This is a genomic window from Streptomyces sp. NPDC060031, from assembly GCF_042736805.1.
Lineage (GTDB): Bacteria > Actinomycetota > Actinomycetes > Streptomycetales > Streptomycetaceae > Streptomyces.
Window position 1 is genome coordinate 1 of the sequence record NZ_JBHWVM010000141.1, and the last position, 13374, is coordinate 13374.

A 13374-nucleotide genomic window follows, 5' to 3' on the forward strand; every position below is an offset into this window, starting at 1 on the left:
CACTGCGTCCTGCCCGTCGGCCGCCGCAGCACTATCCGGCGGCGCCATTCACGTCCGCGGCCCGCGAACCGCAGCCCGCGAACGACACAACGACAGAACGGCCGTGCCGACAGCGGCACGACCGTTCCTCACGCCCGCGCCCGCGCGGGGTTTCCTGCTCCTCAGCCGTCGAGCGCGGCCGCCAGCGCCGCCAGCGAGGGCGCGACCGGCGCGTCCGCCACCGGGTCGCCCGGAGCGTCGGCGCCGGGCCTGCGCACCGTCAGCGACAGGTGCACGGACAGACCGCCGCTCCGGCCGACGGCCGAGTGCGGTGCTCCGCGCGGGATGTAGAGCACCTGCCCACGCTCCACCGTGGTCTCCAGTGCCACCGGCCCCGGTTCCGACGCGTATCCGACCTCCCACGCGTCGTCCCCCGGGACGCCGTGCACCTGCCACCTCTTGCTGCCGTGCAGTTGTACGACGAAGACGTCCGCATCGTCGCGGTGCGAACCGAGCCCCTGTTCCCCCGAGGGCGTGACGAAGACGAACGCCTCGACGGGACGGCCGAGTTCGGCGCCCAACTGATCGGAGAACGCAGCGACCCCCGGATGCCAGTGCTCGATGTTGCGCATCAGCAGGGTGGCTCCCGCGGAGATCCTCCGCAGCACCTTGTCCGCGTCGGCGTATCCGGGGAACTCGTGTTCACCGACCCTTCGCGGGGTGGTGAAGTCACCCAGTTCCAGGTTCCGTCCGCCGTGGACCATTTCCAGATAGGGCCTGCGGAGCAGGCCGCCGGTCAGCGCGGCGTCCAGGTGGGCCAGCGTCACCGGGCGGGCGTACGGCACGCCCGGACCGAGCACCCGGGCCTCACGTCGCCACGCGGCCGCGAGGAACGGCTCGGGGTCTCCCACCAACGAGCGGAGGGTATCCATCAGAGGCTCACTTTCTCTCACGAAACACTGCGGAGCGGACGGGACTCGGCGCACAGCGCCGCCACCGCGGCGCTCACCGTGGAGCGCAGGTCGCCGTGGACCTCCAGGCCCGGTCGCGCGCAGCGCAGCTGCGCCAGGACGTCCGGGCGGCGCCGGTACCCGTCCTCGACGCCCACCGCGACCATCCGCCCGGTGGCGGCTGCCGCTCCCAGTTCGTAGAGCGCGATGGGCTGTTCCGGCCGCGCGGCATTTCCGCTCGGAAACCAGAAGAGCACCAGGTGCGCCAAGGCCAAGTGCCGGTGCTCCCAGCTCACCATGGCCTCGTTGAAGCCGGACGCGTCGGAGATGACCCGGCGCGGACTGAGAAGGGCCAAGGAGCACCGGTCGGCGCCGGCTCCGGGCCAGGCCCGACGGAAGGCGGATATCGCGTCGTGGCGCCAGTCGGGGCAATTGTGCATTCCGCCGGCGAGGAAGATCCTCCTCTCCTCGGCCCGGGGCGCGTATTCCTGCATGGACTCGATGACTCGCACCTGTGCGGCCTTCATCATGCGCTCTCTACTGGTGGCGGGGACGCGGGGAATTCAGGAAGCGAAGCCTTGCCCGCACCACGGCACGCAGGGCCCCAAACGGAACTGGTCGTGCACCCGCGGCACTCGCCGCCGGTACACGACCAGGAACGTGACAGTCAGATGACTTCCAGACCACCCGAAAGCGCCTCCAGGTCCTCGTCGTCGACCTCGGGGGAGGTCTCCTGCGACGCGGTCTCCGGCATGTTCTTCTGGGTGTCGCTCATGTTCTTCTCCTTCTCACGGGACGAGCAAGCTGAAATTCCGAAGAATCAGTTGCCTCGAGTGGGATGGGTCGAACTTAAGGGCGTCCCGAAGTGGCCGACAAGCCCTTTTCGACAGTTGCTCCATTGCTTGCACGGCCATGACTCCACCGTTTCACCGATCCGTGCAATTGCCCCGGCCGCCTCGGACGGATGCGCTGCCCTTCTCCCGGAAAGCCCGGTCGGCCGGCGCTCCCGGCCTAGGCTGCGGGCCCAGCGGCAGTCCCCGATCGACGGGGCGCCCGTCCGTCAACCACCAGCCCGTGAACCGCTCTTCGAGAGGAGCTCCCCGATGTTCCTCGGCATGGCCATCGACGCGACCGGCTGCCATCCGGACTCCCGGTGGCATTCCCCCGGCGATCCACTGGACCCCGAGCGCCAACGACGGCTCGCACAGCAAGCCGAACGCGGTGGTCTCGACTTCGTGACCCTGGACGACTCCATGGCGATCCCGGAGGGGCCCTGCGCCGCCCTGGGGCGCCAGGACGCGGTGACCGTGCTCGCCGGAATCGCTCCGCTGACCACCACCATCGGCCTGCTGGCCACGGTGACGACCACGTACTGCGAACCCGTCCACGTCTCCAGGGCACTGGCCACGCTCGACCACATCAGCCAGGGCCGGGCCGGTTGGCGCCGGCGCGTGGTCACCGCGGCGGCGGAGGCCGCGCACTTCGGACCCGAATCCGCAGCCGGGGCGGATGAACTCGACGCAGAGCAAGCCGAGTTCACCGATGCGGTCACCAAACTCTGGGACAGCTGGGAGGACGGTGCGGAGATCAGGGAGGTGGCCACCGGGCGCTTCCTCGACCGGTCCAAACTGCGCCACATCGAACACGCCGGACCTCACTTCCGCATCAAGGGCCCGGCGAACGTACCGCGGCCGCCGCAGGGCCATCCCGTCCTCGCGGTCGACTTCGACCCGCGCGGACACCGGGCCCCCGCCCCCGGAGCCGACATGGTGTTCGTCGAGGTCGCGGACGCCCGGGCAGCCCGGGCACGGGTCAGAGCGCGTACCCGGGTCATCGGCGAGCTGGAGGTGCTGTTCTCCGGCGACCACGGCGTGTCCGACTGGGACGGTCGCACCGGGGACGCCGCGTCGCGCCGCTCCAGGTTCGCCGGCACGCCGGTCGAACTCGCCCACCTGCTCGGCGACATGTGGGATTCCGGGGACCTCGACGGGTTCCATCTGCGCCCCGCGTTCCTGCCCACCACGCTGTCCCGGTTCGCCGCGGAGGTCGTCCCGGTCCTGCGTCAGCGGTCCTGGCTCCGCCCGCACCGGGGAACGACCCTGCGCGCGCGGCTCGGCCTGCCCGCCAAGGCCCCGAACGTGTTCTCGGCCTGAAAGGCGGCCCCCTCCATGAACAAGCCCGTCAAGCAGGTGCACCTCGCCGCGCTCTTCCCCGTCAACCACATGACCACCTGGCGCGATCCGCGCGCCGGGAGCCAGGTCGATTTCGCCTCGTACTCCCACCTGGCCCGCACCGCGGAGCGGGGCAAGTTCGACGCCTTCCTCCTCGCCGACTTCCCGCGCCTGGTGGAGCACCGCGGCCAGGTCTCCGACGTCGGCGTCGCGGGTCAGCTGGACCAGATCACCGTGCTGTCGGCGCTGGCGTCCGTAACGGACCGGATAGGGCTGGCCGCCACCGTCAACGCCACCTTCAACGAGCCCTTCGACGTGGCGCGCAAGCTGGCCACCTTGGACCACCTCTCCGGTGGCCGGTGCGGCTGGAACGTCGTGACCACGCCGGACGCCTGGACGGGCGAGAACTTCCGCCGCGGCGGCTACCTCCCGCACGCGGACCGCTACCTGCGGGCGGCGGAGTTCATCGACGTCGCCAGGACCCTGTGGGGCGGTTGGGGGCCGCACGGGGCCACCCGGTTCCACCACGAAGGGCCGCACTTCCGCATCGACGGACGGTTCACCGTACCGACCTGCCCCCAGGTCCACCCCTTCACCATCCAGGCGGGGGACTCCGAGCAGGGCCGGGAGTTCGCGGCCGCGACGGCCGAGATGATCTACAGCCGTCACCTGGGGCTGTCCGGTCAGGCCTTCTACGCGGACGTCAAGCGCCGAGTGGCCCGCCACGGTCGCGCCCCCGAGCACGTGAAGATCATGCCCGGGGTGTCGTTCGTCCTCGGCGACTGCGACGAGGACGCCAGGGCGAACGCCGCGCTCGCGCAACGCCGGGCGGTGAGCCCGCAGCTCGCCGTCTGGTACCTGGAGCGCACCTGGGGACGCGACCTGTCGGCGTACGACCCCGACGGACCGCTACCGGACATCGACCCCGATCCCGAAGCGGCGCCGCCCGAGTGGCCGGGGCTGGCCGACGCCGCAGTGCGCACGCGCCGGGCGGAGAAGTGGCGGGCCCTCGCCGCCGAGCAGAGCCTGGGCATCCGGGAGCTCGTGATGAAGCTGACCGCGGGCCGGCCCTTCATCGGCACGCCCGCCCGCGTGGCCGAGCAGATGAACGACTACGTCCAGTCGGACGGCGCCGACGGGTTCGTCCTGGTGCCCCGGTACGCCCCCGGCGGACTGGACGAGTTCGTCGACCGGGTGGTGCCCGAGCTCCAGGACCGCGGCGTCCTGCGCACCGAGTACTCGGGCCGCACCCTGCGCGGACACTTCGGGCTCCCGGCGCCCACCGGGCATCAGTCCAGCAGTATCTTGTCGACCGTCCGGGTGGTCGACCGCCCGTCGACGTAGGGCAGGATCACGGTCCGGCCACCCCAGCCCTCGACCAGGGCCGCCTCGGGCAGGTCGTCCACCCTGTAGTCGCCGCCCTCGACGCAGACGTCGGGCCTGATCCGGCTCAGCGCCTCGGCCGGAGTGGACTCCGCGAAGACCACCACCCCGTCCACGGAGGCCAGCGAGGCCAGCACCGCCGCCCGGTCCGAGGCCGTGACGACCGGGCGCTGCGGTCCCTTCAGCCGACGGACGGAGTCGTCGTCGTTGAGGCACACCACCAGGCAGCCGCCCACGGGCGCTTTCGAGGAGGGCCACGTGGCCCGCGTGCAGCAGGTCGAAACAGCCGCCGGTCGCCACCACCGTGCCGCCCGCAGCGCGCACCCGGGCGACCACCGCCAGCGGGTCGGCCGGTTCGGCGGCCGCTCCTGCGGCCGCGGCACCCGCCGTCCAGGCGGCCGCGCCGCCTGCCGCGGAGCAGCCTGATCGAAGTCGATGGTGGCATACCACGTCGAATCGGCCGGCCAGATCGCTTCCCCGCGTGGCGTCGTGCATCCCACGCAGCAGACGAGCCGCTGCCCGCACCTGGTCGTTGGACCAGGGCTGGAATTTCGCCGGAACATCGCCCTCGATATAGCTGAGGATGTCTTTACCGTCCACCTGTCCCAGGTATTTCGGGGCGCCAAGGAAATCCTGCTTCTCGAAGATTTCCAGAGATGCGACCCCCGGTCAGTGCGACTGCACCACCAGACGCACCAGTCATTGCCGTCGCTCCCACACCTTGATCACCAGTTGGCTCGCGCGCACCGCTCAGCTCTCATTGGGGCCAGGACATCCCATATCCGTCCTGCAACCCGAGCGGGCCTAGCGGAGCCGGCAGCGGTCCAAGGTCGCGGAAGTCGATACCCTGCTATGGAAAGCGCGCCGCTTTCAAGATTGGTAATTTCGGGATGTGCCGGGGAGGCGACCCTGCGGTCATGTGCCTCTGGTTTCGGGGCGGTCGTGCGGGCGGTACGGAGAAGGGCTCCGGCACGACGTCCCGAGGAGGGACAGGCATAGTTGCCAGAGCGCGTCGGATGTCGTCGCACCGTGCAGGTGCGGGACGGCATCGGAAGACCGGGACCCAACGAGTACGGTGCGGGTTCCGGCCCGGTGGCCGGCGCCGATGTCGCAGGCGGAGTCGCCTACCGTCCACGATCGGGTGAGGTCGAGGTCAAGGTCGTGGGCGGCTTGGTAGAGCATGCCGGGGGCGGGCTTCCGACAGGCACAGACTTTGCGGTAATGGTGCACCGTGCCATCAGGATGGTGAGAACAGGCATAGATGCCGTCGAGGTGGACCCCATGACGGTCAAGGAGGCCGCGGAGCCGGTCGTGCATCGCGTCCAGGATGGCGGTGTCGAGCAACCCGCGGGCGAGTCCGCTTTGGTTGGTGACGACGACCAGGGCATAGCCCTCGTTCTGGAGGGCGCGCAGGGGGGCGCCGATGTCTGGCTGGAGGACCAGTTCGTCGGGGTGGGCGGGGTAGTGGCGGGGCTCGGTGAGGGTGCCGTCGCGGTCGAGGAACACCGCCGGCCGCCACGGCCGGGGAACGACGTCGGCGGAGGGCCCGGGGACGGTCGACTCAGCCCGTTGCACAGCTGCGGAAGGCTTTGAACAGCTCGGCGGCGCGGGCTTCGACGGACACTGCCGACACGGTAGGCCTCTCGGGCAGGACCTTGTCGAGCGCGGTCATGTCCGCACAAGTGAAGTACTGGTAGGCCGCGGTGACCAGGTTCGAAACGAGCTCGGCAAGCAGGGGCGAGCCCGTGGCCTCGCGGTGCAGGCGGGCGCACCACTGGACGATGTCGGCGAAGGAGACGGCCACACCGGCGCCGAGGTTGTAGACCGCGGCAGGTACGGGGGGCTGGACGGTAGCGAGCTGGAGGATGGTGGCAGTGACGGTCTCGACGGGGATGTAGTCGCGGGCGGCGGTCAGGGAGTCGTCGAAGACACGGATCCGCCCCGTGCTGGCGGCTTGGCGCAGGAGCTGGGACAGGATCGAGGCCATCGGGCCTTTGTCGCCCTCGTCGGGGCCGATCACGTTGGTGTAGCGCAGTCCTACCCAGTTCAGGTCGGGGCCGTGTCGGGCGCGCATCTGCTGGTCGAGGGCCAGCTTGGAGGCCGCGTACGGGTTCAGTGGGCCGGAGCAGCGGGTGGTGTCAGTGTCCGCGTCTTCGGCGATCGGTGCGCGGTGGTGGAGGGTGCCGTAGACGGAGTGGGAGGAGGCGTAGATCAGGCGGGCGCCGCCGGTGCGGCAGGCGGCGGCGAGCCGGAGGGGGCCTTCGGTGTTGGTCTCCTCCAGTTCGGGTCCGGCGGGGGCTCGGGTGTCGCTGATCCCCGCTTGGTGCACGACCGTGGTGTAGCGGCCGGTGGCGATCGCGTCGAGGAGGGCCGGGGCGGCGAAGTCGCCGCGGTACCAGCGGGCCGAACGGGTGAGGTGGGCTGGGGCGGGTCGCATGTCGATGGCGGTGACCTGGTGCCCGGCCTGGCGGAAGGCGGACACGGTGTGCCGGCCGATGAAGCCGGCCGCGCCGGTGACCAACACGTTGTGGGTCACCGGGTACCTGCCTGCTGGGTGAGCCGGTCGATCCGGGTGGTGGTGGAGTAGCCGTCCAGGTAGGGCACGGTGACGACTTCGCCTCCCCAGCTCTCCACCAGGTCCGCTTCGGGGATCCGCCGGCCCGCGTAGTCGCCGCCCTTGACCCAGATGTCGGGGCGGAGCTCGGCCAGCACCTTCTCGGGGGTGTCCTCACCGAAGACGAGCACGCCATCCACGCAGTCCAGGGCCTCCAGGAGGGCTGCCCGCTCCTGTTCGCCGACGACCGGGCGGTCCGCGCCCTTGAGCCGTTGGACGGAGGCGTCGCTGTTGATGCACACGATCAGGACCTCGCCCAGCTGGCGGGCCTGGGCGAGGAGGGAGAGGTGTCCGGCGTGCAGCAGGTCGAAGCAGCCGCCAGCGCCCACAACCTTCCCGCCGCGCTCCCGGACCCGCGCGGCGACTTCCAGCGGGTCCGGCTGGCCGGACGCTGGCGGGGTGGTCAGGCCGGCGGGGCCACCGGCCCGGACGTAGCTGGTCGCGGCGTCCACCGCCGCGGCCAAGGCGTGGGAGGGCAGCCGTCCGGTCCCGAGCATCACGGCCGCGGTAACCGCCAGCTGGTCACCAGCCCCGCAGGTGTCCCCGGAGGCCGGGCGGGCCGGGACAGCCAGCGGGTGGCCGTCGGCGTCGGCGACCAGGACCGCGCCGTCGCGGCCTCGGGTGACGGCGATCTGCTTGACCGGCCACGCGGCGAGCAGCTGAACGGCGCGGGCGGTGTCGCCCGCCAGATCGCGTGGCCCGGGGACGCCGGAACGCAAGAGGGCTTCGTCCGCGTTCGGGACGGCTAGGGCCGTGCCCGGCACCGGGTCGGTGCCGTTGGGGTGGGGGTCCCACACCAGGGGGCGGCCCGCGGCAGCGTCGGTGAGGGCTTGGCGGAGTTCGTCGTGGGAGGTGATGCCGCGCCCGTAGTCGCAGACGAGCACGGCGGCGGCTTCGGCGAGCCGGGTGCGGACCGGGTCGGGAAGCGGGCCGAGCGGCAGCGGGCCGGCAGCTGTGTCGTAGCGGAGCAGGGTGCGGTCGGCGGCGCGCACGCGGGTCTTGACCGGGGTGGTGCCGCTGGTGGCGAGGTCGAGGACTTCGATGCCTGCCTCGTCCAGCAGGGCGCGGACCCGTGCCCCGGGCGCGTCATGCCCGAGGCCGCACACCAGGGTGACGTGCCAGCCCGGTTCCCGGGCGGCCAGAAGGGCGGCCAGTCCGGCGCCGCCGGGGCGGTCGGTGGTGCGGGCGTCGGCGATGAGCGGGACCGGGGCCTCCGGGGAAAGCCGGTCGGCGGTGCCGGCGATGTCGCGGTCCAGCAGCACGTCACCGACCACCACCAGGCGGCGGATGCCCTGGGGCTTCTCGTCCGCGGGGGCGGTCGGTTCGGGCCCGTAGTCGTTGGTGATGGCGGTCACCGAGGAGGAGTCGGCGTGCAGCGCGATCGCGGACAGCGGCGCCCGTTCGGCGCGGAATCGGCCGACCAGCTCGGAGGTCAGGTGCTGGGCCTCGGCTGCTGAGCCGCCGTTGCCTGCGAACAGCAGGCGCCCGCCCGCGCGGGTCAGCGGCGGGCAGACGCCGAGCGCGATGTCGACACTGGCGCACAGGACGTGCACGGCCACCAAGTGGCATTCCTGCACGGTTGCGGTAGGACCGTGCGCGCGGACGGCCTCGTCGGCGAGTTCGCCGAGCGGGTTCGGTGCGGCGCCGGTGAGGGCCCAGACCGTCATGCCCCGCTCGCGGGCCGCCCCGGCCGCCCGCAGGAGGTTCCCGCTGCGGCCGGACGTCGACAACAGCAGCAGGACGTCGCCGGGGCGGCCGTGGGCCCGTACTTGGCGGGCGAAGACCTCGTCGTACCCGTAGTCGTTGCCGATGGCCGTGACCGCCGAGGTGTCGGCGTGCAGGGCGATCGCCGACAACGGCTGGCGGTCGTCCCGCAGCCGCCCGACCAGCTCCGAGGTGAGGTGTTGGGCCTCGGCCGCCGAACCGCCGTTGCCGGCCGCCAGCAGGCGCGCGCCGCGCTGGAGCCGCGCGGCCAGCTCGTTCCCCCACGCCTGGATCCGCTCGACCTCCAGCAGGTCGAGCGCCCGGTGGAGGTGCTCGATGTGGTCGGTGCCGTTGGCGAGCGGCTGCGACTGCTGCTGGACTTCGGGCGCGCCTGTCACGGGGGATCTCCAGGTCGTTCGGACGGCGACCGCTCGGGGCGGGGCCGGGTCGGGGCGGGAGCGGGGGCGGGGCCGGTGCGGCCGGTGGCGTCGGTGGTCGTGCCCGGCCGACACGTTCTTCAGGAGTGGATGTACCGGGTGCGTTCCGGGGCCTGCTCGACCTCCAGGCGCTGGACCACGGGGTTGCGCTTGCCGCCCGCTGTGAGCACGAAACCGGCCTCCGGCCGGTGCCTGAGGCGGAATCCCCCGCGGGTCCCGAAGTGCTCGCCGAGCCGCGCGTTCACCGATCGCACCGTCACCGCCGCGTCGGCCCGGGCACCCACCGTGACGAGGTCGAGTAGCCCGGGTTCGTGCTGCACCACCTGGAAGTCCGGCAGCCCGGCCGCACAGAGCGCGGCGAGGAGCGCGTACGGCGAGTAGGCCGCCCCGTCGATCCCGACGAGGCTGCTCCCGGTCCGGCCGAGCAGGCCGTCGGTCACCGTCCCCGGGAGTCCGCAGTCGCAGGTGGTGGGCCGGGGCGCCAGGTCGCCCGTGACGTAGCGGATCACCGGCATGGGGGTGGAGAGCAGCTGGGTAAGGACGATCTCGCCCACCTCGTCGTCTCCCGCCGCAATGATCTCCGGCAGGACGAAGTCGTCCTGGAAGTGCATCCGCCGCCGTCCGCATTCGAAGGCCGCGTATCCGGTCTCCGACGTGGCGTAGAGCATCGTCACCTTGCATTCGAAGGTCTCCTCGACCAGGCGGCGTCCGCTGTCGGGCATGTGCTCGTAGGTGGCGACGACGCCCTGCGGCCGGAGACTGATGCCGCGGTCGGCGCAGTAGCGCGCCAATGCGATCACCCGGCTCGACGAACCGGTGACCAGGTCGACCGGCAGTCGGCCCACCACGGCCTCGTAGTCGGCGACGATCCCGGGCGAATCGGGGTCGAAGCCGCCGAGGTTGCACTTGACGTAGGGGCGCGGCAGCATCATCGGTTCGAGCAGCGGCGTGCCGCCGAAGAGCAGTCCCACGTTGAGGACCGTTCCGCTGTCCGGGAGGCCGAGGTGGGCGCTGAAGCGCTCCCGGACCACGTCGTTCGACAGGCCGCCGGTCTCCGCGGTGGAGAGCAGGGCGACAGGTTGGCCGGTGCTGCCGCTGGTCTGGGTGAGGAAGAAGCGACCGGGCTCCATCAGGCCCGTCGCATCACGGCTGATGGAGTCGAAGAAGTGGGCGCGCAGATCGCCCTTGCGGGTCAGCGGAAAGTCGCTCAGCTCCACCTGCTCCCGGTCGCGCAGCGCACGGTAGCGGGGCACCCGCTCCTGGGCGGTGGACAGCAGCCGGCCCAGGCGCTCGGCGCCCCGGTCCTGGCCCCGGTCGTACGCGGCCAGTTCCGATATCTCCTGGCGCTTCTCCCGGAACCAGGAGGATCGGGTTTTGCGCGCCATCCGTGCGCGCATGTCCCGTAGGTCGTGGGCGAGGTCGTTCGGCGAATTCAACGCGGCCCTCCAGATCGGTTCTTCGCGAATTCGTCTCTCGGCGAGACAAACCGAACCTAGGCCGCCCCGGGAAGCGTCGACAAGGCCCTTCTCGCACTTGCTCCGGAGCGTGCCGAACGACGGGAGGAAGGTGTCATCGATTCATGCCACGGACGCCCGGACGAGGCCCCGGACGAGGCCCTGTTCCGCCGCCGACCCGGCCGGGAAATGGGGCAACGGCTCCTGCACGGTGACTCCGTCGGGGAGGTGATCGCGCGGATCGGACTGCCCCGTGTCCAGGAACTTGCGGAAGCGGGCGCCCGGCCGGGCCCACAGGACGGCGGTGACGCGCGGGTTCGCCATGAGCACCGGGCATTCCACCCGCTGCCAGGTGTTTCCCCTCCTGACGGCGTCGCCGAGGACGATCCGCACCTCGCCCCGCGCAGCCTCGGAGAATCCCACGGAGGCGCGCCGCCAAAAGGCCGCGGCCCTTTCGGAGTAGTCGCAGTAGTACGGGGTGGGCAGGCCGAGCTCTTCGATGAGCATCATCATCGTCTGCCCGCCGTACTTCTCGGCCGTGGCCTTCGCCACCCCTTCGACCGGCTTCCCCCGGTAGGTACCGCTGTAGTACCACAGGGCCGTGGGGTCGCCGCGTTCCACGGCGCACCGCATCTGTTCTCTCGTCACCCACCTGGAAACGTCGTCGGTCTGCCCGGGAAGGACGACGCCGCCGCCGTTGGTCGGCCCCTCGTGCGCGAAGGGAACCGACTCCCCGAGCGGCTCGGCCCAGACGGCCCGGGTGTCACCGCGGGCCATTACAGGTAGGCCGAACGTTCGGGAGCGTCCGGCAGTTGCAATCGCTGCACCACGGGGTTGCGCTTGCCGCTCGCGGTGAACCGGAAGGCGTGGTGCGGTCGGTGGCGCAGGCGGAAGCCCTGCCGGGCACCGAAGTGCGCGTCGAGCCCCCTGTTGACGTCCCGCACGCAGTCCGCGGCGGCTTCCACCGGGCCGACGGTCACGAGGTCGAGCGTGCCGGGTTCGTGCTGGACGACCTGGAAGTCCGGCAGACCGGCGGCGGCCAGCGCGGCGAGCAGCGCGTAAGGCGAGTAGAGCGATCCGTCGAGGCCGACCAGGCTGTTGCGGGCCCGGCCCAGGAGGGCGTCGGTCACGGTGCCGGGCAGGCCGCACCCGCAGTCGACGGGCCGGGGCGCGAGGTCGCCCGTCACGTAGCGGATGATCGGCATGGGGGTGGAGAGCAGGGACGTCAGGGATATGGCGCCCGCCCCCTCGTCGCCGACCGGCTCGATCTCGGGCAGGACCAGGTCGTCCTGGAAGTGCATCCGCCGCTGCCCGCATTCGAAGGCCGCGTATCCGGTCTCCGACGTCGCGTACAGCATGGTCACCGGACGGCCGAACGCCTCCTCGGTGATGCGGCGGCCACTGTCGGGCATGTGCTCGTAGGTGGCGACGACGCCCTGCGGGCGCAGGGTGATGCCCCGGCTCAGGCAGTACCGGGCCAGGGCGATGACGCGGCTGGAGGAGCCGGTGATCGCGTCGACCGGGAAGCGGCCGACCACAGCCTCGTAGTCGGCGACGACGTCGGGCGCGTCGGGGTCGTAGCCGCGCAGGTTGCACTTGACGTAGGGGCGGGGCAGCATCACCGGTTCGAGGAGCGGGGTGCCGGGGAAGAGCAGCCCCATATTGAGGACGGCCCCGGTGTCCGGCAGGCCGAGGAAGGCACTGAACCGCTCGCGGACCACCTTGTTCGAGAGGCCGCCGGTCTCTGCGGTGGACAGCAGGGTGACGGGCTGGCCGGTGCTGCCGCTGGTCTGGGTGAGGAAGAACGCGCCGGGGGCCATCAGGCCCGTCGCGTCGCGGCTGATGAAGTCGACGAAGTGCGCGCGCAGATCTTCCTTGCGGGTCAGCGGGAAGTCACCCAGGCTCAGCCGTTCGCGATCGTGCAGGGCGCGGTAGTACGGGACCCGCCGCGCGGCGGTGGTCAGCAGGTGATCGAGGCGCTCACGCCCCCGACCGGGGTCGTAGGGGGCCAGGTTCTCGATCTCCTGACGCTTCTCCCGGAACCAGGCGGACGACGCCTTGCGGGTGATGCGCTCGCGCAACTCCTGGAAGTCGCGCGCCAGATCGCTCGGCAGGTTCGACACACGGTCCCCCTTGCGGACGAGGGCCGGGTGCCGGCGGCGTGCGCCGACACCCGGCCCGGACGGACGTCAGATGCGCTCGAGGCCGCCCGAGACGACCTCCAGGTCCTCGTCGCTGACCTCGACGTCGAATTCGTCCGACGTGGTCGCCGCATCGGCCTTCTGAATGTCGCTCACGATTACTCCAAGCAGGGTGACAGGTGAATTCCGATGGAAACCGTTCGGGTGTGCGCCGCCCGGCCCGTTGGAATTTCGTCTCTCGGTCGAGACGATTCGAAACTAAGGCGCCCGGCTCGATGCCCACAAGGATTTCCTGATGCTTGCTCAGGAACGTGTACGGACGGGCCCGGAGCGTTTCACCGATCCGTGTCACCGCCGTCGACCTCGATCTCCGGCTGGAGTACTAGCCGTTGTTTGTGGAGAAGGTCTACGACGTCGTCGGTCTGTACTTCAACCCGCCCGAGGGTCAGGGGCGTTTCAAAGTCCTGATGATCGCGTGAGTTCGCAGGTCAGGTAGTCGGGCCGCCCGTCACGTACGCAACGAAGCTCCGGTTGAACGGGG

12 protein-coding genes are annotated in these 13374 nt (G+C 71.2%); 3 read left to right on the forward strand and 9 right to left on the reverse strand.

Annotated elements, in window-relative coordinates:
- Positions 1 to 161: 161 nt before the first annotated feature.
- Together ACFWB8_RS35030 and ACFWB8_RS35035 are read right to left on the reverse strand one after the other, a co-directional pair.
- Positions 162 to 911: a JmjC domain-containing protein gene (locus tag ACFWB8_RS35030; RefSeq protein WP_385236690.1), complete on the reverse strand. Its 750-nt coding sequence runs from the start codon at positions 909 to 911 to the stop codon at positions 162 to 164.
- Positions 912 to 928: 17 nt separating this feature from the next.
- Positions 929 to 1459 (reverse strand): nucleoside 2-deoxyribosyltransferase domain-containing protein, encoded by a 531-nt coding sequence (locus ACFWB8_RS35035; RefSeq protein ID WP_385236693.1) that lies wholly within the window; start codon positions 1457 to 1459, stop codon positions 929 to 931.
- A 573-nt stretch (positions 1460 to 2032) separates the two neighbouring features.
- Here ACFWB8_RS35035 and ACFWB8_RS35040 point away from each other — a divergent pair.
- Positions 2033 to 3082: an LLM class flavin-dependent oxidoreductase gene (locus ACFWB8_RS35040; protein ID WP_385236696.1), complete on the forward strand. Its 1050-nt coding sequence runs from the start codon at positions 2033 to 2035 to the stop codon at positions 3080 to 3082.
- A 15-nt stretch (positions 3083 to 3097) separates the two neighbouring features.
- Positions 3098 to 4444: an NtaA/DmoA family FMN-dependent monooxygenase gene (locus ACFWB8_RS35045; RefSeq protein ID WP_385236699.1), complete on the forward strand. Its 1347-nt coding sequence runs from the start codon at positions 3098 to 3100 to the stop codon at positions 4442 to 4444.
- Here ACFWB8_RS35045 and ACFWB8_RS35050 read toward each other — a convergent pair.
- Positions 4390 to 4719, reverse strand: a complete 330-nt coding sequence (locus ACFWB8_RS35050) for a hypothetical protein (protein ID WP_385236701.1) — start codon at positions 4717 to 4719, stop codon at positions 4390 to 4392. The two genes, ACFWB8_RS35045 and ACFWB8_RS35050, sit on opposite strands and share 55 nt — an antisense overlap.
- A gap of 22 nt (positions 4720 to 4741) precedes the next feature.
- Here ACFWB8_RS35050 and ACFWB8_RS35055 point away from each other — a divergent pair, with 22 nt between their 5' ends.
- Positions 4742 to 4909 (forward strand): hypothetical protein, encoded by a 168-nt coding sequence (locus ACFWB8_RS35055; RefSeq protein WP_385236703.1) that lies wholly within the window; start codon positions 4742 to 4744, stop codon positions 4907 to 4909.
- A gap of 489 nt (positions 4910 to 5398) precedes the next feature.
- Here the strand turns inward: ACFWB8_RS35055 and ACFWB8_RS35060 are convergent, their stop codons facing one another.
- The 6 genes from ACFWB8_RS35060 to ACFWB8_RS35085 all read right to left on the reverse strand — a co-directional run bounded on the left by ACFWB8_RS35060 (position 5399) and on the right by ACFWB8_RS35085 (position 12815).
- Positions 5399 to 5989 carry a D-glycero-alpha-D-manno-heptose-1,7-bisphosphate 7-phosphatase gene (locus ACFWB8_RS35060; RefSeq protein WP_385236705.1) on the reverse strand — a complete coding sequence of 197 codons (591 nt, stop codon included), beginning with the start codon at positions 5987 to 5989 and terminating at the stop codon, positions 5399 to 5401.
- Positions 5990 to 6044: 55 nt separating this feature from the next.
- Positions 6045 to 7019: an NAD-dependent epimerase/dehydratase family protein gene (locus ACFWB8_RS35065; RefSeq protein ID WP_385236708.1), complete on the reverse strand. Its 975-nt coding sequence runs from the start codon at positions 7017 to 7019 to the stop codon at positions 6045 to 6047.
- Positions 7016 to 9199, reverse strand: a complete 2184-nt coding sequence (gene rfaE2 / locus ACFWB8_RS35070; RefSeq protein WP_385236711.1) for a D-glycero-beta-D-manno-heptose 1-phosphate adenylyltransferase — start codon at positions 9197 to 9199, stop codon at positions 7016 to 7018. The genes ACFWB8_RS35065 and rfaE2 overlap by 4 nt, the downstream gene beginning before the upstream one ends.
- Before the next feature lie 119 nt (positions 9200 to 9318).
- Entirely contained in the window at positions 9319 to 10674 is a 1356-nt protein-coding gene (locus tag ACFWB8_RS35075) for a phenylacetate--CoA ligase family protein (protein ID WP_385236714.1), read from the reverse strand.
- A gap of 141 nt (positions 10675 to 10815) precedes the next feature.
- Positions 10816 to 11469 carry a hypothetical protein gene (locus tag ACFWB8_RS35080; RefSeq protein ID WP_385236717.1) on the reverse strand — a complete coding sequence of 218 codons (654 nt, stop codon included), beginning with the start codon at positions 11467 to 11469 and terminating at the stop codon, positions 10816 to 10818.
- Positions 11469 to 12815, reverse strand: a complete 1347-nt coding sequence (locus tag ACFWB8_RS35085; RefSeq protein ID WP_385236720.1) for a hypothetical protein — start codon at positions 12813 to 12815, stop codon at positions 11469 to 11471. The genes ACFWB8_RS35080 and ACFWB8_RS35085 overlap by 1 nt, the downstream gene beginning before the upstream one ends.
- Positions 12816 to 13374 lie beyond the last annotated feature (559 nt).

Coding starts and splice junctions, on each gene's coding strand:
- ACFWB8_RS35040 (WP_385236696.1), top strand. CDS start 2,033: ATGTTCCTCGGCATGGCCATCGACGCGACCGGCTGCCATCCGGACTCC.
- ACFWB8_RS35035 (WP_385236693.1), bottom strand. CDS start 1,459: ATGATGAAGGCCGCACAGGTGCGAGTCATCGAGTCCATGCAGGAATAC.
- ACFWB8_RS35030 (WP_385236690.1), bottom strand. CDS start 911: ATGGATACCCTCCGCTCGTTGGTGGGAGACCCCGAGCCGTTCCTCGCG.
- ACFWB8_RS35045 (WP_385236699.1), top strand. CDS start 3,098: ATGAACAAGCCCGTCAAGCAGGTGCACCTCGCCGCGCTCTTCCCCGTC.
- ACFWB8_RS35080 (WP_385236717.1), bottom strand. CDS start 11,469: ATGGCCCGCGGTGACACCCGGGCCGTCTGGGCCGAGCCGCTCGGGGAG.